The organism is Yeguia hominis, assembly GCF_014384705.1.
GTDB classification, from domain to species: Bacteria; Bacillota; Clostridia; order Oscillospirales; family Acutalibacteraceae; genus Yeguia; species Yeguia hominis.
The window spans coordinates 48,748-70,270 of record NZ_JACRSN010000019.1 but is presented as its reverse complement, the minus strand read 5'-3'; the positions used below and the strand labels follow the sequence as shown (position 1 = coordinate 70,270).

Here is a 21,523-nt window from a genome sequence, read left to right as displayed (position 1 = left end):
AGCAAGAACTTTTGCTACCAGCTCATATTTTTCTTCTGCTGTCCACACCTTGTTCTGATTTTTATGTTGCAGTGCTTCTGGACCACAAGCATCTTCTGTTCGAACCCAAATCCGAACCGTATCGTGAAATCGCTTTTCCTTTACTCCGTCTGGTGTTTCTGGCCATTTCCCTTGTCGGTACAATTCCACGCACTTCTTCTTGTACTCGTAACTGTATCGCATAAAAATACCCCCAATACTGGGTGTCCAGTATTAGGGGTACATATCATCATGTGACCCTTTTGGGTTTCGTGGAGAACACCCGCTTTTTGAGACGCGGAGCAAACACAATAGACTTTTTGCCCTTGTGCAAATGACCTGTTCGGCAGACCGTTTTGATTTTGGCTGCAGGTCAAACCTTCTGTGGATGCATGTCCAGGGTGTGGCTGTTTGCAAAATGTCACGATGCATTTCAGTCAGAATATCAGCGGTGCGGACCGGCTCTGTGTGTTCCGGCGCGGGTAATTCATACGGGAAATTAAGCGAAATATTCTGTCGGATGGGGGATGGAAGCCCGTTCAACGGCCGACCCGCTGCGGCCGGAACCTGCGGGGGGCGCGAAAACGCAGTATAGCAGGCGCTATACCGTTTCCCGACAAAGGTTCGGCAAAGATGAAACCGCGAGCGCGCCCGCAAAAGTATTTGAGCGCGGTCCAGTCGAAAAAAATCCACAGATCAATAAATGGTGAATCCGCCGTCCACGACAAGGTCTTCGCCGGTAATCATGTTGGACTCCTTACAGGAGAGGAAGAGCACGGCTGCCGCGATTTCGTCGGTTTCTGCAAAGCGATGGGCAGGAATTTTTTCGATCATATCCGTTTTCACCTTACCTTGCCAGGCTTTTTCGCCCATATAGGTGTTGACAACTGTCGGTGCAACGCCGTTGACGTTGATGCCGTATTCAGCCCACTCCAGTGCGCAGACCTTGATCATGCTAACGAGCGCCGCCTTGCTCATGGTGTAGCCGACGTGTTTATTGATGGCGATAAAATCTGCCTGCGAAGTGATGCAGACAATTTTTCCGCCTTTGCCTTGCCGGATCATCTGATTGGCAACCGCCTGGCACACACGGAACACGCCGACTGCGTTGATCGCAAGGTGTTTTTCAATCGTGCTGATTTCGATTTCCTCAGCGCGGTAAAGATCCACAAAGCCGGGCATCGCCGCCAGAATGTTAACTTCCGAAAAGGCTTCCGCAACAGCAGCCATCATAGCATCGACGCTTTCCTGGCTGGTCACGTCGCATTTGACACCAATGGTTTTGACGCCGAACTCGCTTGCAATTGCTTCTGCAACTGCCGAACAGGTATCCTTGCAGTCGACAATCGCAACGTTTGCACCTTTTTTGGCGTACATGCGGGCAGTTGCTTCCCCGATTCCGCCGGCGCCGCCGACAACGATGGCAGACTTTCCGCTCAAATCAAAATCTCCGGTAACTTTTTCATATTGAATCATAAATAGTTCCTCCATACCTGATGATGATAGGTACAGTATAAATCAATTGACAAGAAAATGTAAAACTTTTCTATAATGATTTTAGATTCTAGTAGATTTGTTTCATTATGAACTGCAAATCTGCATGATTCATACAAAAAAGCGCACATGAACATGTGCGCTTTCGGTGTTTGTTTTATGTATCGGATTTCTGTTCATCCGCCTTACGGATCAGATTCCGCTGAATTTTGCCGCTGACCGTTTTCGGCAGTTCTTCGACAAATTCGACAATCCGCGGATATTTATAAGGCGCTGTCACGCGTTTGACGTGATTTTGCAGTTCCTTTTTCAGGTCATCGCTCGGCGAAAATCCACGTGCAAGCACAATGGTTGCCTTGACGACTTGTCCGCGCACCGGATCCGGCGCGGCGGTAATGGCGCATTCCAAAACACTCGGATGTTCCAGAAGCGCGCTTTCGACTTCGAACGGTCCGATCCGGTAGCCGGAGCATTTGATGACATCGTCGTTGCGTCCGACAAACCAGTAGTAGCCTTCCGCGTCGCGCCAGGCCATATCGCCGGTGTTGTAGGTGCCGTCGTGCCAACAGCGCAGCGTGGCCGCCTCGTCTTTATAATAACCGCGGAACAGGCCAACCGGGCCGTGTGTGCCGACATTGCGGATTGCAATGGAGCCGACGTTGCCGTCCTCGACAGAATCGCCGTTTTCGTCAATCAGGCTGATATCGAAGATGGGGTTCGGTTTTCCCATAGAACCGGGACGGACAGGGAAGAAGCCAAAGTTTGCGAGCATGACCGGCGTTTCACTCTGGCCGAAGCCTTCGTAGAGCGCAAGCCCGGTCAATTCCTTGATTTTGTAGTAGACTTCCGGATTCAAAGGCTCTCCGGCCACACCGGCATGTTTGATGAAGCTCAAATCGTAAGCGGAGAGATCCTCTTTAATGAGGAACCGGTAAATCGTTGCAGGCGCGCAGAAGGTGGTGGGGTGGAGGCGGAGAATCGCTTCCAGCATGCCGTGCGGCGTAAATTTTTCTGTATCATAGGCGCCGATTGCCGCACCGCAGATCCATTGCCCGTAAATTTTTCCCCAGGCAAATTTTGCCCAGCCGGAGTCGCTCTGCGTCAGATGCACCGTGTTCTCCTGCACCTGCTGCCAATAGCGCGCAGTGGTGATGTGGCCGAGCGGGAAGGTGAAATCATGCCAGACCATTTTCGGCATCCCGGTTGTTCCGGAAGAGAAATAGATCAGCATGCAGTCGTCGTTCTGCGGCGCATCTGCACCGGTCGGACGCGTCCAATCGGTGCTCTGGGCATAGAGTTCTTTGCCGTAATCGAGAAATGCCTGATCCGGATACTGATTCGGTCCAAGCGTCGCGATGATGGGCTTTTCCTTGCAGTCCGGCAGCGCCTTGACGATGTGTCCGACAATTTCTGCATCCGAGACACTGACGATCATTTTGACGTTGGCGGCGTTGCAGCGGTAGGAGATATCTTTCGGCGTCAGCTGGTAGGTTGCAGGAATGCAGATTGCGCCGAGCTTGCAAAGGCCGACAATCGAGAACCACACCTCCGGACGCTGCTTTAAAATCAGCATGACCACGTCGCCTTTGCGGATTCCGTGCGCCTTAAAGAAGTTGGCGGCCTGATTGCTCAGACGGCTGACATCGGGGAACGTATAAGACTTCATGACCGCCGAGTCATCCGTCCAAAGCAGCGCGAGCTTGTCCGGCTCTACGCGCGCCCACTCGTCGACGACGTCATATCCGAAGTTAAAAGTTTCCGGCACCTTAATGGTAAAATTTTGGCACAGGTCTTCATAGCTGTTAAAATCGGTTTTTGGACAAAATTTGCGAATTAAGTAATCCATTGCTGACATCCCCTTTATTCTTTAATCACCGTCAAAAAAGAGGCAGGACCGTCTACTGCCCGCTGCCCGTGGGGGAGTTCCGGATTAAAATAGATACAGTCGCCTTCTGATAAAATATGATCTTGTCCGCTGATGCTGATGCAGACCTTTCCGGAGAGAACATAGTTAAATTCCTGTCCGGAATGGCAGACCGGATCCTGCGGAAGATCGTTCGGGGAAAGGGTTACAAGCAAAGGCTGCATTTCCTTTCCGATAAAACCATGTGTCAGCCCGACACACGAATACCCGTAACGTGCAATTCCCGGCGCGCGGCCTCTGCGTGTGATAAAGTAGGAATTCATCCGGGGCGGCTCTCCGGTAATCAGTTCCGTAAAGTCAATTTGCAGAATTCCAGCGATATCATAGAGCGTGCTGATCGGAATATCGGTCTCTCCGCTTTCGTACTTCTGGTAGGTGTCCAGCGAGATATGAAGTCGGTTCGCCATCTCAAAGGAGCTGATTTCAAGAATTTCCCGCAGTTCGCGCATCCGCTGCGGAATTTCCAACAATTCTTTACGCATATTGACACAACCTTTCCGGTATCAATTTCCGGATTTCCAAAGATCCGGCAGGGAATTAAATTAAGGATAGCACACTTTTGCAGAGATTTCCATCCTTTTTGCGCAGGCTTTTCAAAACGAAATTCGGGTTTGTTGGTTTTCATAAAAAAAGAAAAAACGGCCGAAAAATTCCGACCGTTTTTTGAACATGTGTACGAACTTTGCGTTGTAAACGCTTAAAGCGAACAGGAACAGGCTTCACAATCCCCGATCGGTCCGATAATCGGCTCCGGATCGACGCCGATTTTGCGGTAGTAGTCCGCCAGTGCGGCTTTGATGGCCTGTTCTGCAAGGACAGAGCAGTGAACCTTCACAGGTGGAAGTCCGTCAAGCGCTTCCATAACGGCTTTATTCGTCACTTTGAGCGCTTCATCGACGGATTTGCCTTTAATCATTTCCGTCGCCATGGAGCTGGTCGCAATCGCAGCGCCGCAGCCGAAAGTCTTGAATTTGACATCCGTGATGATGTTGTTTTCAATTTTCAGGTACATCCGCATGATATCGCCGCATTTCGGGTTGCCGACTTCGCCGACACCGCTAGCATCCGGGATTTCCCCGACGTTTCTCGGATTGGAAAAATGGTCCATTACTTTTTCACTATATGCCATAACCGATACCTCACGATCTTTCGTATTTCACTTCTCCGGCAAGAATGTGTTCCCAAAGCGGGGACATGGAGCGGAGACGCTGAATGATGGGGGGGAGAACTTCCAAAATATAATCGATATCCTCTTCGGTGTTCTGGTCGCCGAGGGAAATCCGCAGCGAACCGTGTGCGACCTCATGCGGCAGACCAATTGCAAGCAGCACGTGGCTCGGATCAAGCGAGCCGGAGGTGCAGGCGGAGCCGGAGGACGCGCAGACGCCTTTCAGATCCAGCATCAACAGCAGCGATTCGCCTTCGACACCCTCAAAGCAAAGGCTGATGTTGCCGGGCAGACGGTGTTCCCGGCTGCCGTTGCAGTGGCTGCGGTCGATTTTCAAAAGACCGTCGATTAGGCGGTCACGCATTTTTGAGAGCCGTTCTGCGCGCGCTTCCATGGTGGCGCAGGCCTGTTCAATCGCAACGCCGAGGCCGACAATGCCGGCGACGTTTTCCGTTCCGGCGCGGTGGCCGCGTTCCTGGGCGCCGCCGTCGATGAGGTTCGGCAGCAGAATGCCTTTCCGGCAGTACATAGCGCCGACGCCTTTTGCAGCGTGTAGCTTGTGACCGGAGAGCGAGAGCAGGTCGATGTTCTGCTCTTTGACGTTGATCGGAACGTTTCCGGTGGCCTGTACCGCATCCGTATGGAAAAGCACATGATGCTTTTTGCAGATTGCGCCGATTTCCGGAATGGGCTGGATGGTTCCGATTTCGTTGTTGGCGTACATGACAGTGACCAGCGCGGTGTCCTCCCGGATGGCTGCTTCGAGTTCTTCCGGACGAACCAGTCCATCGCTGTGGACATCAAGATACGTTACCTCAAAGCCCTCTTTTTTCAGCGCATCCATCGTGTGCAGAACCGCGTGGTGTTCAAATTTGGTGGTGATCAGATGTCTTTTTCCTTTTTTGGCCATCATATGCGCAACGCCTTTAATGGCCCAGTTGTCGGATTCGCTTCCGCCCGATGTAAAATAGATCTCGCGCGGTTCCGCGCCGAGACATGCGGCGACCTTTGCGCGGGCCGCTTCAAGCGGTTCTTTTGCTTCCCGGCCGATCGAGTAAATACTCGAGGGGTTTCCGTAATGTTCTGTATAGAAGGGGAGCATTGCATCCAACACCGCTTTCGAAACAGGCGTCGTGGCGGCATTGTCCACATAGATTCGTTTGCCCATGTTTATTACCTGGCCTTTCCTGAAATTTTTCATTCCTGCATTGCAAACACAGAACGAAAAAATGTCAAACGCAGAGAAGTGTTTTCTCTTCGGAAATTAATATACACCAAAAAGGTATACATTGCAATAGCAACGCAGCAAAAAACATAAAAATTTACATTTTTATGCAAAACCGATCGGTTTATCGATTTTTTTCGGCAGCTTCTACGGCAAGCGCATCGCAGCGTTCGTTTTCGGGATGTCCGGCATGGCCTTTGATCCACTGAATTTGCATCTGATGCTGTGCAGTAAGGGTCAGAAGCTGATCCCAAAGATCCGGATTGAGCGCGGGCTGCTTATCCGCCTTTTTCCAGCCGCGTTTTTTCCAGCCTTCTGCCCAGCCTTTTGAGAGTGCGTCGCAGACATATTTGGAGTCGCTGACCAAAAGCACCTGACAGGGCTCTTTGAGCATGCGCAGCGCTTCGATGACCGCGGTGAGCTCCATTCGGTTGTTTGTCGTTTCATGCGCGCCGCCGCTGATCTGCTTTTCGTGTCCGTTATAGCGCAAAATGGCGCCCCAGCCGCCCGGGCCGGGATTTCCTTTACAGGCGCCGTCCGTATAGATTTCCACCTTTTTCATAAAAACATACGCTCCTTTATTCCATTCCGGAATTCATTATACACGCCCGGCATTCTTTTGAAAATAATAATTTTGCAAATTGTGCATAAGGAATTTTGAAATCGACTACAATAGGAAAAGATGACCAATCCGGTGAAACCGAACTTGGTGTTTTATGGAGTTTTTGAAAAGCAGACCAAAAATGAGAAAGACGCGACGCTTGACTATAGAAAGCAGATATAGTAAACTAAATATTATATATTTGCTGAACTGACAGGCAAAGCGCACTTTGCCTTTAAGTGAAATAAAGAAAAGAAAATCAAATTCGCATTCCGCGGTGAGAGCATGCGGCGGATCTGCTATCAGACCTGGCTTTTCTTGCAGGCTCGGTGATCCGTCGGTTTTTGGCTGTTTGCAGGAAACGCTGTTTCCGCAAAGGCTCGTTTTACACTGCTTCTTTCTGCGCGTTTGCCGCTGCAGGGACGGGATTTTTGTATCATTCTATCTGAGACGATTTTGTTATCGGATGGAACCGCTATAACGATATTTTGTAGCCAATGGTTTCAAATCGCAGATTAAGATGCACGCCCATTAGCGACAAAACGCCTGATACCAAAAGAGATCGCGTCAGATATGACCACGCTTATTTTTGGAAACGTATGGAGATTGAAAAACTTGCGGCCGGATTCGGCTGTTTTGGAATGTGAGACTGTTTGATGAATGAAGAAAACGGAGGTTAGTTTGTGAACGAAAAAAAGCAAAATAAGGAAAAAGACGCTGCCGCAACAGGCGCCGCAGCGCAAAAAGCGGGAAAATCAGCAGGCCGTCGGCGCATGCCTGCACCGAAAAAGGCCGTTCAGGATCAATCGGGCGAAAAAATGGCGCTTTACGGTCTGATCGAGCCGCCTGTGAAGAAAGGAAGAGCTGCGCAGCCGAAAAAGAACGCGGCAAAACGTGCACCGTCTGCTGCAGAAAAGAATGTACAGCCGAAATCGGCGCAGAAACCGGCACCAGCGCGCAAAGAAAAAGCAGCACAGCCCAAAACTGCGGCGCTTGCATCGAGACAGGCGCAAGGCGCAGTTTCTCGAAATACTGCCAAGTCTGCGAGATCCGCGTCGCAAAAGGCACGCGGTCCGAAAGCAGCTAAAGCGGTAAAAAAGCCTTCGGTCAAGGTGTATTTTCTCGGCGGACTCAACGAGATCGGAAAAAATATGACGGTCTTTGAGTGCGAAGGCGATATGATTATCATTGACTGCGGCATGACATTTCCAACGGAAGATATGCTCGGAATCGACATTGTCATTCCGGATTTTACCTTTGTGGAGCAGCATGCCAGCCAAATTAAGGGTATTTTCCTGACACACGGGCATGAGGATCACATCGGCTCTCTGCCATATCTGCTCAAGCGCGTGAAATTCCCGATTTACGGAACCGCGCTGACGCTCGGACTTGTCAGCGGGAAGCTCCGGGAACACGGCCTTGCAAACCGTGTGGAGATGCATGAGACCAAACCGGGAGAAGAGGTAAAGCTCGGCTGCTTTGATGTGGAATTTATCCATATAAATCATTCCATTTCCGACGCGGTCGGATTTGCGATCCACACGCCTGCCGGAACGCTTGTGCATACCGGCGACTTTAAAATCGACTGCACGCCGGAAAAAGGCGATATGATTGACCTGGGTCGGTTTGCGCTTTTGGGGCGGCGCGGGGTTCTGGCGATGTTTGCAGATTCGACAAATGCGGAGCGCCCGGGCTATACGCAGACAGAGCAGACGGTAAAGGCGTCCTTTGAAAACCTTTTCCTGCGCGCCAAAAACAACCGCATCATTATCGCGACATTTGCGTCGAATATCAGCCGTGTCCAGCAGATTATCAATTGTGCAAAACAATACGGGCGCCGGGTGGCCTTTTCCGGCCGCAGCATGGTCAATGTAATGGGCATTGCGGCGGAGTTGGGCAAATTGGAAATTCCGGAAGGCGTTCTGATCGATATCGATATGATTAACCGCTATCCGAAAGAGGAAATTGTCATTGTGACAACCGGCAGCCAGGGCGAACCGATGAGCGCGCTGACGCGGATGGCGTTTGCCGACCACAGGAAGGTTTCGGTCGGCCCGGGAGACACCATCATCATTTCGGCGCGTCCGATTCCGGGCAACGAAAAGACCGTTGGTGTTGTAGTCGACGAGCTGTTAAAGCGCGGGTGCGAAGTTGTTTACGAATCGATGTATGAAGTGCATGTTTCCGGACACGCCTGCCAGGAAGAACTGAAAATCATGCAGGGTATTGTACGTCCGAAATATTTTATCCCGGTGCACGGAGAGCAAAAACATCTGCGCAAACACGCGATGCTTGCAGAGCACATGGGAATGGATCGGAAAAACATCTTTATCGGCGATGTTGGAGATGCGATTGAGATTAATGAAGACTTCCTCAAACCGCTTTCTCCGGTGCAGGCCGGACGTGTCATGGTCGACGGGCTGGGTGTCGGAGACGTTGGAAGCGTGGTTTTGCGCGACCGCAAACATCTAGGCGAGGACGGCCTGATTGTTGTAGTCTGTACGCTGGATTCCGAAAACGCGCAGATGGTTTCGGGACCGGATGTGGTCTCGCGCGGGTTTGTCTATGTCCGTGAATCCGAGCCGCTGATGGACGAAGTGAAGAATTTGGTGTATAATATTGTCGAGAAGAATCTCAACGCGGGAATTTGTGACCATACCACGCTCAAAATCAGCATCAAAGACGGCATTTCCCGGATGCTTTATGAGCGGACACGCCGCAGCCCGATGATTCTTCCGGTGATTATGGACGTATAAAATCGGAAACTTCTGTCTTTTTGCCAGACGGTTCCGGCTTTTCGTGGCTTTATCATCTATCGGACTTTCTGTTTTTAGAAAGGGTGTGAGATGCCGTTGAGAAAACGAGTATGGGTGGCTTCTCCGGCGTATTACCTGTTTTCGGTTGTCATGCTGGGAATGGCGGCACTGAGCTGGCCAAACCGGATTTTGTGTGTCTCAGAGCTGGCTGCTGCAGTGCTTTCCGCTGTCGTCATCGCCATTTTGACGGTGCGAATGAAAGCGCGGACTTCTGCTGTGATTCGGTCTGCCAAGCAGGTGTTTACCGCAAAGGAATATGATGCGTTTGACTCCTTTGCGCTTCCAGTGGCAATTGTGGGGGAAGCCGGAGATATTCTCTGGTACAACAACGCCTTTTATAAATCGATTTGTCTCAAAAAAGATTGCGTTGGCGACAGTATCTCGAAATTTTTGTATCCGCGGACGTTAAAACAGGCAATTTCGGAAAGCGGTGTGGGAATCACCATTGGCAGCCGGCAGTTTACGCTCTACGGCTGCCGGACTTCCGGCGGAAGTCTGCTTTACTTTGTCGATGATACATATTACAAACGAATCAGTCGGGAATACGGCGAAAAACGGCCTGCTGTCGTGCTGATTTCCTTTGACAACCGCGATGAGCTTTCCATGGGCACGAGCAGCATGGACGATGCTAAAATTGCTTCGGCGCTGGAAGCGGTGCTGGTGATCTGGGCGCGGGATATGGGTGGATTTATCCGTCGGCTGGGTGACAATCGGTATGTCATGATGACGGACGAAATCCACATTGCGCATGAAAAAGAAAAACGCTTTGATATTCTGGATCGTGTGCGGGAAATTAAAAACGAGCAAAATTACAGCGCGACAATTTCCGTCGGAATCGGGCGCGGCGCCACAACGCTGGAAGAAAGCGAACGCTGGGCCAGACAGGCTCTGGATATGGCGCTTGGCCGCGGCGGAGATCAGGTCGCCATCAAACAAAAGGGCGACTCTTACGAATTTTTCGGCGGGGTTTCCAAAGGAGTTGAAAAGCGCGACAAGGTGCGAACCCGTGTCATTGCGGCAACCTTGTCCGATACCATTGCAGCCTGCGACACGGTGCTGATCATGGGGCACAACCACTCGGATCTGGACAGTCTCGGCGCTGCGATCGGCATGTGGGCTGCTGTGACGCGCGGCCTACAAAAGCGCGCGTATGTGGTCATCAACAAGGCCCAGAGCCTTGCAAAACCGATGCTTGAAATCATGGAGCAGGCCTATGCGGAGGAGACGATCTTTCTTTCTCCCGATGACGCGTTTGATCTGGTGACCAAAAAGACGATGGTGATTGTTGTCGATACGCATTCGCCGACGTTTGTTGAGGTTCCGGAGCTTTTGGATATCGCGGGAAATATTGTTGTGATCGACCATCACCGCATGATGGTCAAGCACATTAAAAACGCGGTGGTTTTTTATCACGAGCCGTATGCAAGCAGCGCCTCTGAAATGGTGGCGGAGCTTGTGCAGTATATCGGCAGCAGCGTGCTGACCCGGACAGAGGCTAATCTGCTGCTTGCCGGAATTATGCTTGACACCAAGGGGTTTGTCCTCAAGACCGGTGTGCGGACCTTTGAGGCCGCTGCGTATCTGCGCCGCCGCGGTGCGGATACAGTACAGGTCAAGCGGATGTTTGCCGATTCCTTTGAGACCTATCTTGCCAAAACGCAGATCATCTCCCAGGCGGAAATTTCCGAAGGCTGTGCGGTTGCCTGTACAGAGGAAAGTATTCCGGATATCCGTATTGTTGCCGCGCAGGCTGCGGATGAGCTTCTGAATATTCAGGGTGTTACGGTTTCCTTCGTGATTTTTTCCGAGAACGGCGGCGCCAACATTTCCGCCCGTTCGATGGGAGACGTCAACGTACAGGTGATTTTGGAACGTCTCGGCGGCGGCGGGCATCATTCGATGGCCGGTGCGCAGCTCAAGGGCGTTACGGTTGAGCAGGCAAAAGCACAGCTTTTGGCGGCAATTCGGGAGCAGCAGGGCTGAGCTTCCAAAGCCGAAATTTTGTGTTATGGCTTTGCGGAACGGGTTATTTTTATTTAACATTGTTTTTGATGCATCCGGCGCACAGCGGCTTCTGCTCTGAATAAGTAGGCCGGAACGACGGGTGCAATACGATCTAAGATGGCGCGTTTGGCTATCTGACGCGCGAAGAAAGGCGGAGAAAACATGAAAGTAGTATTGTTAGCGGATGTAAAGGGCAACGGAAAGAAGGGGGAACTTGTAAATGTTTCCGACGGATATGCAAGGAATTTCCTGATCCCGAGAAAGCTTGCCAAGATTGCAGACGCACAGGCGATGAACGAACTGAAAAACGCTGAGGAAGCAAAGGCCTATAAGGCGCGCGTCGAAAAAGAAGCGGCCGAGGCAGTTGCCAAGACAGTTGACGGAAAGAGCGTAAAAGTGTACGCAAAGGCCGGACAGAACGGCAAACTGTTTGGTTCGGTAACGGCGAAAGAAATTTCGGAAGAAATCAAAAAACAGTATAAGGTGGATGTCGATAAGCGGAAAATCGAGCTCGAAACCGATATCAAAGCGTTTGGAACATTTTCCTTTACCATTAAATTGCTCAGCGGCATCACTGCAAAGATGTTTGTCGTAGTGGGAGAACAGGAATAAGGAGTGCCTTTCTTGAGTGGGGAACCGATTTTAAAAACGGAATCGTCCGGCGGGGTGATGCCTTTTAGCCCAGAAGCGGAGCAATCTGTTCTGGGGGCAATCCTGCTGGATTCGTCCTGCCTGGATCGCGTTGCGGAGATCCTTCCGAGGCCGGACTATTTTTACCAGGTGAATAACGGGAAAATTTACGATGTCATGCTCGATATGTTCACCCAGGGCAAACCGGTGGACTTCGTTACCGTGCTGGAAAAGCTCAAAGAAGACCGGTCGTTTGATGAAGCGAACGGCCGGCTTTATTTGATGCAGCTTGCACAGCTGGTTCCCTCGATCACCAATGTGGAAACATACGCCAGAATCGTCCGTGACAAGTACGATGTCCGGACTCTGATTGTGGCTGCACGGGATATTCTAGAGGACGCTTCTGACGGCGGCACCAGCTCTGAAATGCTGCTGGATTCTGCGGAGCAGCGCATTTTTGACATTCGCAGCGGCAAAAATATGCAGGGGCTGCAGCATCTCAAAGAAGTTTTGATCGATACGTTTGACCGTTTGGATATGCTCAACTCGGACGAGGGCGCTGCTTACCGGGCTATTTCCACCGGAATCAGCACGCTGGATTCCGTGATTACCGGCCTGAACCGGTCGGACCTGATTATCTTGGCTGCGCGTCCCGGTATGGGAAAAACGAGTTTTGCGCTGAATATTGCCCGGCATGTTGCGGTGCAGTCTCTGAGACGGGTTGCAGTGTTTTCACTGGAAATGAGTAAAGAACAGCTTTCTTCGCGTCTTTTGGCGTCGGAAGCACTGGTCGAAGGCACAAAACTGCGTACCGGAGAGCTTACCGAAAGCGAATGGGCGCGCCTGATTGAAGCCGGAGATATTCTCTCTAAAGGCGAACTCTATCTCGATGATAACCCGCAGGTTTCGGTCAATGAGATCAAGGCAAAGGTTCGGCGTCTGAAGAATGTCGATTTGATCATCATCGATTATCTGCAGCTGATGGGCGGAAACGGGAAAATTGACAACCGCGTGCAGGAAATCTCGATGATTACCCGAAATTTGAAAATTATGGCAAAAGAACTTAATGTGCCGGTTGTGGTGCTCTCACAGCTTGCGCGTGCAAGCGAAAAGCGGACAGATCACCGGCCGGTTCTTTCTGATCTGCGTGATTCCGGTTCGATTGAGCAGGATGCCGATATCGTACTGTTTTTGTATCGTGACGATTATTATAGCAATGAAGGCGCACCGGATGAAAACGCGGATAAAAACAGTTCGGAGTGCATTGTCGCGAAGAACCGTCATGGCGAAACGACAACCGTTCCGCTGCATTGGCAGGGTGAATTTATGCGCTTTACGTCGGTAGAGGTTTTTCATAATGCTTGATCGAAACGCGTCCCAGTTGCAAAAAATCACAGAAAAAGTGGAGCAGCTTTTGCAGGAAAAGCAGATGCTTTTGCCGGAAGGCCGAATTGTTGCCGGCGTTTCGGGCGGCGCGGATTCCATGGCGTTGCTTCATTTTTTATTTCACCGGCTTTCCGATCCCAAACGGCTTCTTGTCGCGCATGTCAACCACGGCCTGCGCGGAGAAGAGGCAGATCGTGACGAGCAGTTTGTAAAAAACTGGTGCGATGCCCACAAAATCGAATTTCAGTGTACGCATGTGGATGTCCGAACGCTTGCACAATCGTCCGGACTGGGGGAAGAAGCCTGCGGACGGGAAGTTCGGTACCGCTTTTTTCATGCGCTTGCTGCAGGAGATGCTGATCGCATTGCAACTGCGCATACGCTCTCGGATTCCTGTGAAACCCTGCTGCTGCATGTAACCAGCGGCGCCGGCGGACGCGGCATGAGCGGTATTCCGGCGGTGCGCGGAAAGATTATCCGGCCGCTTCTTTGCTTGACCCGCGAAGAGGTGGAGGCCTATTGTGCCTATCATCAGCTTGCATATGTGACAGATTCGACAAATGCAGAGCCAATTTATACGCGCAACCGGATCCGCAGCCAGATTACCCCGGTACTCAAAAGCATGAATCCGGCTTGGGAACAGGCTGCAGCACGCGCCATGCGGAGCTTTGCAGAAGATGAAGCCTGTCTTTGTGAATTGGCACAGACTGCACTGGCGTCGGCGGAGACATCCGGCGGGTATCGGATCGCACCGCTGCAGAGCCTGCCGGACGCACTGCTGCTGCGGGCAGTTCGAGCGGCTGCCGAAAAGCATGGAGCTGGTAGGATGACAGAACTGCACCTGCGGGCCTGTGCGTCGTGTGTCCGGAAAGGCATTGGGGAAGTCTCGCTACCCGGCGGGATTTCCTGTCGAGTTGCGCACCAGATGTTGTGCTTCTTTCCTTCTAAAAGAGAAAAATTTTCCCTCAAAATTCCATTTGTGTGGCCGCAGACCTTGACAGGTGATGGAAGAATCGTCATAATAGATATGTTATGCACTTCGCTTTTGGAAACCGAGAAAAAGCAACATAAATTTCATAATTTGTTATTATCCGATGCGTTCGATTGTGATACAATAACGCAAGATATTGTATTGCGCACCCGGCAGGAAGGCGATTCCTTTTCTCCGGCAGGACGTGGGATTCGAAAATCTCTCCGGAAACTGTTTAATGAGGCAAAGCTTTCCGCTTTCGAGCGGGAATCTGCGCTGATTTTGGAATCTGCGGGGGAAATTGTCTGGATCGAAGGCTTTGGCGTTTCCGAGCCGTTTCGGATTACAGAAAAAACGGTTTCTGCGGCGAAAATTACAGTGCACAGGCTTTGAAAATACGCAGCATGATGGGCTGCCTCGATGCCGGAAATAAGGAGAAACACGCATGCTTGAACAGATCAGTAAAGTACTCTATTCGCAGGAAGACCTTCAGAACGTCGTAGCGCGTCTTGGAAAACAGATCAGTGAAGATTACCGGGATAAGAATTTACTGATGATCAGTATTTTAAAAGGTTCCGTCGTCTTTATGGCGGATTTGATGCGGGCGGTTACCATTCCGGCGCGAATTGATTTTATGTCCGTTTCCAGTTACGGCTCCGGTGTCAAAACATCGGGTGTCGTCCGAATTTTAAAGGATCTTGACAAGCCGATCGAGGGGTACGATCTTTTGATTGTCGAAGATATTCTCGATAGCGGCATGACGCTTGACTATATTGTCGGAATTCTCAAGGCAAGAAATCCGAGAAGTATTCGAATTTGCACGCTTTTTGACAAACCGGAACGCCGGGTAACGGATATTAAGGCCGACTATGTCGGGCTGCAGGTTCCAGACGAGTTCATCGTGGGATATGGACTGGACTTTGACGAAGTTTATCGAAATCTTCCGTTTATCGGGGTGTTGAAACCGGAAGCCTATGGCGGTTGATTTTCAAAATATAGAACCAAACTGTAAAGGGGGGATTTTCCTTTGGAAAACAATAAAAAGACGATCCGAAATTTACTGATTTACCTCGGAATCCCAATTGCAATTTTAATTATTTCGATGATTATTTTCGGATCCTCAAGATCCAAGGTCCAGGGATATCTTTATTCAGATATTAAGCAGCTTTTTGCAGACCAAAAGGTTGCAGAATATAAACTGGATACCGGCTCAGGCGCTTTGGTGCTCAAGCTCAACGATGAAAAAGGAACGGTTGTAAACTTTACAATCCCGAATCTCGCGCTGTTTTATGATGCAGTGGGCGATGACATCGCGGCTTACAATGCGGCGCATCCGGATCAGATGATGAAAGAGGATGTCCAGCCGCCGCAGGAGACTTCCTGGCTGTTCAGTCTTTTGCCGACGCTGGTGCTCTTTATTATTATCGCGGTTTTCTGGTGGTTCATGTGGCGCAGGCTGAATGCGAGCATGGGAGATCCCGGAAAGCAGATGACCTTTGGGAAAGCCAAAGTCAAGCAAATGAGCGATGAAAAGCGGAAGACTACCTTTGCCGATGTTGCAGGTGCAGACGAGGAAAAAGAAGAGCTCCGCGAAATTGTGGAATTTCTAAAAAATCCGAAAAAATATAATGAACTCGGCGCAAGAATCCCGAAAGGCGTTCTGCTGGTCGGACCTCCGGGTACCGGTAAAACCCTGCTTGCCCGTGCGGTTGCCGGGGAGGCCGGTGTGCCATTTTTCTCCATTTCCGGTTCGGACTTTGTGGAGATGTTCGTCGGTGTTGGTGCGTCCCGTGTCCGGGACCTGTTTGACCAGGCGAAAAAGAATTCCCCCTGCATTATCTTTATCGATGAAATTGACGCAGTTGGACGTCAGCGCGGCGCCGGTCTCGGCGGCGGGCATGATGAGCGCGAACAGACCCTAAACCAGCTGCTGGTAGAAATGGACGGCTTCGGCGCAAACGAAGGCGTCATCATGATTGCGGCGACAAACCGTCCGGATATCCTGGATCCTGCGCTGATGCGTCCGGGTCGTTTTGACCGGCAGGTTACAGTCGGCTATCCCGATATTAAGGGCCGCGAAGAGATTCTGAAAGTGCATGCCAGAGGGAAGCCCCTGGCTCCGGACGTGGTATTGGCGACCATCGCGAAATCGACGGCCGGATTTACCGGCGCAGATTTGGAAAACCTGCTGAACGAAGCAGCGCTTCTTGCAGCCCGGAAAAACCTCAAGGCCGTGACAATGGCGGAAATTGAGGAAGCGACCATCAAGGTTGTTGTCGGCACCGAGAAAAAGAGCCGTGTCATCACGGAACGTGAGAAAACGCTGACCGCTTATCATGAAGCAGGTCATGCGGTAGTCACGTATTATTCGAAGTATCAGGATCCTGTGCATCAGATTTCCATTATTCCGCGCGGAATGGCCGGCGGATATACCATGCAGATTCCTTCAGAGGATCGCTCTTATCGCTCCAAAAAGGAAATGCTGGAAGGCCTCAACGTCATGCTTGGCGGCCGTGTTGCGGAGGCGCTTGTGCTCGATGATGTTTCGACCGGTGCGTCCAATGATATTGAGCGCGCGACCAAAACCGTGCGTTCGATGGTGACGAAATACGGCATGAGCGATAATCTCGGTCCGGTTAAATACGGCATCAGCGACGATGCACCGTTCCTCGGACGGGATATGGGACATGTTCGCGATTATTCGGAAGTAACGGCTGCGGAGATTGATACGGAAATCCGGAATATCATGGCGCATGCGTATGCGAGTGCGGAAAATATTCTCAAGACCCATCTTGACAAACTGCACGAGGTTGCCAAATATCTGTTCCTCAACGAAAAAATGAGCGATGAGGAATTTAGCAAGATGATGGCTGCACAGACGGACGCTGCGGCGGATTCTTCCTTGCCGGAAGGCACGGAATGAGGAAAATGAAGAAATCGTGAAACGGGGAATGTGGGCACATTCCCCATTTCCTTTGCAATGGAGGAGATGGCATGCCCAAAAAGGCGGCAACTTATGGGAATGAAAGCATCTCGATGCTGAAGGGCGCTGACCGCGTTCGGCTTCGGCCGGCGGTTATTTTCGGCTCTGACGGAATCGAAGGGTGCGAGCACTCGATTTTTGAAATTCTCTCAAACTCCATCGACGAGGCGCGAGAGGGGTATGGCCGAAAAATTATTGTCACGCGCTATGCCGATCATTCGGTTGAGGTTGAGGATTTCGGCCGGGGAATTCCGGTCGATTATAACCCGCGTGAACAGCGGAACAACTGGGAACTTGTATTCTGTGAAATGTATGCGGGTGGAAAATACAACAACGAGTCGGACGGCAGCTACGAGTATTCTTTGGGCCTGAATGGACTCGGCCTTTGTGCAACGCAGTATGCGTCGGCTTATATGGATGTCGATATCCGTTCGAACGGCACACATTATACACTGCATTTTGAACATGGCGAGAATGTCGGCGGGCTTTCTCAGGAGCCATATTCCAAAAAGGATACAGGAACCCGGATTCACTGGAAACCGGATCTCGAGGTATTTACGGACATTGCGGTGCCGGCGGAATACTATCTGGATACGATCAAACGGCAGGCAGTTGTCAATGAGGGGATCACGTTTCTCTTCCGTAACGAAGTGAACGGAAAATTTGAGACAACCGAGTTCTGCTATCAGAACGGAATTGCGGATCATGCCGCAGAGCTTGCCGGTGCGGATCCGCTGACGCCGGTTCAGTTTTGGCAAAGCGAAAAGAAAGTGCGCGACCGTGCGGACAAGCCGGAATATAAGACCAAAATCAACGTGGCGGTTGCATTTTCGAACCGGACGCATGCGGCGGAGTACTACCACAATTCCAGCTGGCTTGAGCACGGCGGCGCGCCGGACAAGGCTGTGCGGAATGCGTTTGTCTATCAGATCGATGCGTATTTAAAACAGAACGGGAAATACAATAAAAATGAATCCAAAATCACGTTTGCCGACGTGGAGGATTGCCTGATTATTGTAATTTCTTCGTTTTCCAACCGGACATCTTACGAAAACCAGACCAAAAAAGCAATTACAAATAAGGGAATCCAGGATGCAATGGCGGAAATGCTTCGGCATAATCTGGAGGTCTATTTCATTGAGAACCCGCTCGATGCCGATAAAATCGCCGGACAGGTGCTCATCAATAAGCGCAGCCGTGAGGATGCGGAGCGTACGCGCCTGAATATCAAAAAGAAACTCACAAGCAATATGGACATCACAAGCCGGGTCGCCAAATTTGTCGATTGCCGCAGCCGGGACGTCAGCGAACGCGAGATCTTCATCGTGGAGGGCGATTCTGCGCTAGGTGCGTGCAAACAGGCGCGCGATGCGGATTTCCAGGCGATTATGCCGATTCGCGGAAAAATCCTCAATTGCCTGAAAGCAGACTACGATAAAATTTTCAAGAGCGAAATCATTACGGATCTGATCAAAGTTTTGGGATGCGGGGTAAAGGTTCGCTCGAAGGCCAATAAGAACGTCTCTTCCTTTGATATGAATGCATTGCGCTGGAGCAAGGTGATTCTCTGCACGGATGCGGACGTCGACGGGTTTCAGATCCGCGCGCTGCTTTTGACCATGCTTTACCGTCTGACGCCGGATTTGATTACAGAAGGCAAGGTCTTTATTGCGGAATCACCGCTTTACGAGCTGACCACAAAGGACGAAACGTATTTTGCCTATACGGAGGCAGAAAAAGATGCCTTTATCCGCGAAATTGGCAATCAGAAATTTACGGTACAGCGTTCGAAAGGACTCGGCGAAAACGAACCGGATATGCTCAGCCTGACAACGATGAACCCGGAGACCAGACGGCTGATTCAGGTGCTTCCAGCCGACGCAGAGCGGACCTCTGCGCTGTTTGATCTCTTGCTTGGCGATAATCTTTCCGGTCGAAAAGAACACATTGCGGAAAACGGACATCTTTATCTCGACACCGCAGATGTCTTTTAGCCTCTAATCCGTAGGAAAATTGAGGGAGGAGGACAGGTGTACAGTCTGGCAATTGGACTGTACGCATTTTGAAAATGGCAAAAAAGAAAAAAACGACCGGTCAGCCTGCTTTACAGGCACACGGTGTGATTCGCGGCGCCGGGGAAATTGTCGAACAGCGAATTACCGATACGCTGGAACAGAACTATATGCCCTACGCAATGAGTGTGATTATGAGCCGTGCAATTCCGGAGATTGACGGTTTTAAGCCTTCACACCGGAAACTGCTTTACACTATGTATAAAATGGGGCTTTTAAATTCGGCACGAACCAAAAGCGCCAATATTGTCGGACAAACCATGAAGCTTAATCCGCACGGCGACGCCGCCATTTATGATACGATGGTGCGGCTTAGCCGCGGGTATGAAGCGCTGTTGCACCCATATGTCGATTCAAAAGGTAACTTCGGAAAGTTTTATTCCCGGGATATGGCCTGGGCTGCGTCCCGATACACGGAGGCGCGCCTGGATCGCATCGCCGAAGAGCTTTTCCGGGACATCGATAAAGATACCGTCGATTTTGTCGACAACTACGACAATTCCATGAAAGAGCCGCTGCTATTGCCCGCGACGTTTCCCTCGGTGCTTGTCAATGCCAATACGGGCATTGCAGTTGGCATGGCAAGCTCGATTTGTCCCTTTAATTTGCAGGAAGTCTGCGAGACGACCATTGCGTTGATGCGGGATCCGGAGCATGTGGTGGCGTCCACCTTGCCTGCACCGGATTTCCCCGGCGGCGGTGCGGTCATCCTCGATCCAAAAGGTATGGAGGAAATCTATCGAACCGGGCGCGGCGGAATCCGGATTCGTTCCCAATACACCTATGATAAATCGGCAAACTGCATCGATATTACAGAAATTCCGCCGACAACGACAGCAGAAGCGATCGTCGAAAAGGTGGTTGATCTTGTCAAACAGGGGAAACTGCGTGAAGTTGCCGATATCCGCGACGAAACGGGGCTTTCCGGACTGAAAATTACCATTGACCTCAAGCGCGGCGTGGATCCGGAAAAACTGATCCAACGCCTGTTTAAGATGACGCCGCTTGAGGACACGTTCTCCTGCAATTTCAATGTCCTGATTGCCGGTGTTCCGCGCGTGCTGGGCGTAAAAGAACTTATAGAAGAGTGGACGGCGTTTCGGATTGAATGTGTCCGCCGCCGCACCTATTATGATTTGCAGAAAAAGAAAGAAAAGCTGCATTTGCTTCTCGGCTTGCAGGCCATCTTGCTGGACATCGACAAAGCGGTCGCCATTGTCCGCGGAACTGCGGAAGAGAGCGAAGTGGTTCCGAATCTGATGATCGGATTTGGAATCGATGAGGTCCAGGCAGAATATGTGGCGGAAATTAAACTGCGCCATCTGAACCGAGAATATATATTAAAACGTACTGCAGAAACGGAGCAGCTGAAATCGGATATTGCTGCGCTGGAAGCGACACTTGCGAGCAAAGCGAAAATCAAAGGGATCATCATTGCGGAGCTGCAAAATGTCATCAAAAAGTATGCACAGCCGCGAAAGACGGCCATCCTTTATGCGGAAGATCTTGCCGCAGAAGCGCCGGAAGAGGAAATTCCGGATTATCCGGTCAACTATTTCTTCACAAAAGACGGATACTTTAAGAAAATTACGCCGCAGTCTCTGCGCATGAGCGGGGAACAGAAACTCAAAGATGGCGATGCGGTAGTCCAGCATTTGGAGGCCGGCAACAACTCGGATCTGCTCTTCTTTACGGATCAGTGCCAGGTCTATAAGGCGAAGGGCGCCGATTTTGCCGATTCTAAGGCAAGTGTCCTCGGCGAATATATTCCGGCAAAGCTCGGAATGGATCCGGGCGAAAGCGCCATTTACATGGTGGTTACGACGGATTATACCGGATATATGCTGTTTTCATTTGAAAACGGAAAGGCTGCCAAGGTAGAGCTTTCGGCTTACCAGACGAAAACAAACCGGAAGAAGCTCATCGGCGCTTACAGCGATAAAGCGCCGCTTTGCAGTATTTTGTATCTTGCAGAAGACCTGGAGTGTGTGTGTCAGTCCTCACACGGACGGATTCTGCTGATGCATACCGGCGCCATTTCTGCGAAGTCGACGCGCTCGACGCAGGGCGTAGCGGTGATGATGCTCAAGCGCGGACACCGTCTGGCTTCTGTTACGCCGTATCATGAGGGCGATTTCCATAACCCGAGCCGGTATCGGAAAAAAATCCCAGCAGCAGGCGCGCTGCTTGCCGCGGAAGATGTTGAGGGGGAACAACTCCGGCTTTCTTAAA

The 21,523-nt window shown here is 51.0% G+C and carries 15 protein-coding genes and 1 pseudogene; 9 read left to right on the top strand and 7 right to left on the bottom strand.

What is annotated here, in order from left to right:
- From IAG03_RS11635 to rnhA, 7 genes and pseudogenes are all read right to left on the bottom strand, one after another.
- Nucleotides 1-222: pseudogene (locus IAG03_RS11635) on the bottom strand (helix-turn-helix domain-containing protein); the annotation flags it as partial.
- Between the two features lie 492 nt (nt 223-714).
- Complete coding sequence (locus IAG03_RS11630; RefSeq protein WP_249320199.1) at nt 715-1,494, bottom strand: SDR family oxidoreductase; 780 nt, start codon at nt 1,492-1,494, stop codon at nt 715-717.
- 175 nt (nt 1,495-1,669) lie between these two features.
- Entirely contained in the window at nt 1,670-3,358 is a 1,689-nt protein-coding gene (locus tag IAG03_RS11625) for an AMP-binding protein (RefSeq protein WP_249320198.1), read from the bottom strand.
- A gap of 14 nt (nt 3,359-3,372) precedes the next feature.
- Nucleotides 3,373-3,918 carry a helix-turn-helix domain-containing protein gene (locus IAG03_RS11620; protein ID WP_249320197.1) on the bottom strand — a complete coding sequence of 182 codons (546 nt, stop codon included), beginning with the start codon at nt 3,916-3,918 and terminating at the stop codon, nt 3,373-3,375.
- A gap of 215 nt (nt 3,919-4,133) precedes the next feature.
- A complete protein-coding gene (nifU, locus tag IAG03_RS11615) occupies nt 4,134-4,565 on the bottom strand; it encodes a Fe-S cluster assembly scaffold protein NifU (RefSeq protein WP_249320196.1) in 432 nt (143 codons plus the stop codon).
- A gap of 10 nt (nt 4,566-4,575) precedes the next feature.
- The gene (nifS, locus tag IAG03_RS11610) at nt 4,576-5,772 is read right to left on the bottom strand and encodes a cysteine desulfurase NifS (RefSeq protein ID WP_249320195.1); all 1,197 of its coding nucleotides are present in this window, start codon (nt 5,770-5,772) and stop codon (nt 4,576-4,578) included.
- 181 nt (nt 5,773-5,953) lie between these two features.
- Entirely contained in the window at nt 5,954-6,391 is a 438-nt protein-coding gene (gene rnhA / locus IAG03_RS11605; RefSeq protein ID WP_249320194.1) for a ribonuclease HI, read from the bottom strand.
- 722 nt (nt 6,392-7,113) lie between these two features.
- Between rnhA and IAG03_RS11600 the strand changes: the two genes are divergently transcribed.
- The 9 genes from IAG03_RS11600 to IAG03_RS11560 all read left to right on the top strand — a co-directional run bounded on the left by IAG03_RS11600 (nt 7,114) and on the right by IAG03_RS11560 (nt 21,522).
- On the top strand, nt 7,114-9,186 hold the full coding sequence (locus tag IAG03_RS11600) for a ribonuclease J (RefSeq protein WP_430472458.1): 2,073 nt from the start codon (nt 7,114-7,116) through the stop codon (nt 9,184-9,186).
- Between the two features lie 96 nt (nt 9,187-9,282).
- Complete coding sequence (locus IAG03_RS11595; RefSeq protein ID WP_249320193.1) at nt 9,283-11,229, top strand: DHH family phosphoesterase; 1,947 nt, start codon at nt 9,283-9,285, stop codon at nt 11,227-11,229.
- Nucleotides 11,230-11,412: 183 nt separating this feature from the next.
- Entirely contained in the window at nt 11,413-11,862 is a 450-nt protein-coding gene (gene rplI, locus IAG03_RS11590; protein ID WP_249320192.1) for a 50S ribosomal protein L9, read from the top strand.
- A gap of 57 nt (nt 11,863-11,919) precedes the next feature.
- The gene (gene dnaB / locus IAG03_RS11585; RefSeq protein WP_249320201.1) at nt 11,920-13,245 is read left to right on the top strand and encodes a replicative DNA helicase; all 1,326 of its coding nucleotides are present in this window, start codon (nt 11,920-11,922) and stop codon (nt 13,243-13,245) included.
- Nucleotides 13,238-14,629 carry a tRNA lysidine(34) synthetase TilS gene (gene tilS, locus IAG03_RS11580; protein ID WP_249320191.1) on the top strand — a complete coding sequence of 464 codons (1,392 nt, stop codon included), beginning with the start codon at nt 13,238-13,240 and terminating at the stop codon, nt 14,627-14,629. Before dnaB ends, tilS begins: the two co-directional genes overlap by 8 nt.
- A gap of 52 nt (nt 14,630-14,681) precedes the next feature.
- A complete protein-coding gene (gene hpt / locus IAG03_RS11575) occupies nt 14,682-15,221 on the top strand; it encodes a hypoxanthine phosphoribosyltransferase (protein WP_249320190.1) in 540 nt (179 codons plus the stop codon).
- Nucleotides 15,222-15,263: 42 nt separating this feature from the next.
- Entirely contained in the window at nt 15,264-17,159 is a 1,896-nt protein-coding gene (gene ftsH / locus IAG03_RS11570) for an ATP-dependent zinc metalloprotease FtsH (protein ID WP_283243140.1), read from the top strand.
- Between the two features lie 71 nt (nt 17,160-17,230).
- Nucleotides 17,231-19,213 (top strand): DNA gyrase/topoisomerase IV subunit B, encoded by a 1,983-nt coding sequence (locus tag IAG03_RS11565; protein ID WP_249320189.1) that lies wholly within the window; start codon nt 17,231-17,233, stop codon nt 19,211-19,213.
- A 74-nt stretch (nt 19,214-19,287) separates the two neighbouring features.
- Nucleotides 19,288-21,522: a DNA gyrase subunit A gene (locus IAG03_RS11560; RefSeq protein ID WP_249320188.1), complete on the top strand. Its 2,235-nt coding sequence runs from the start codon at nt 19,288-19,290 to the stop codon at nt 21,520-21,522.
- Nucleotide 21,523: the final 1 nt, after the last annotated feature.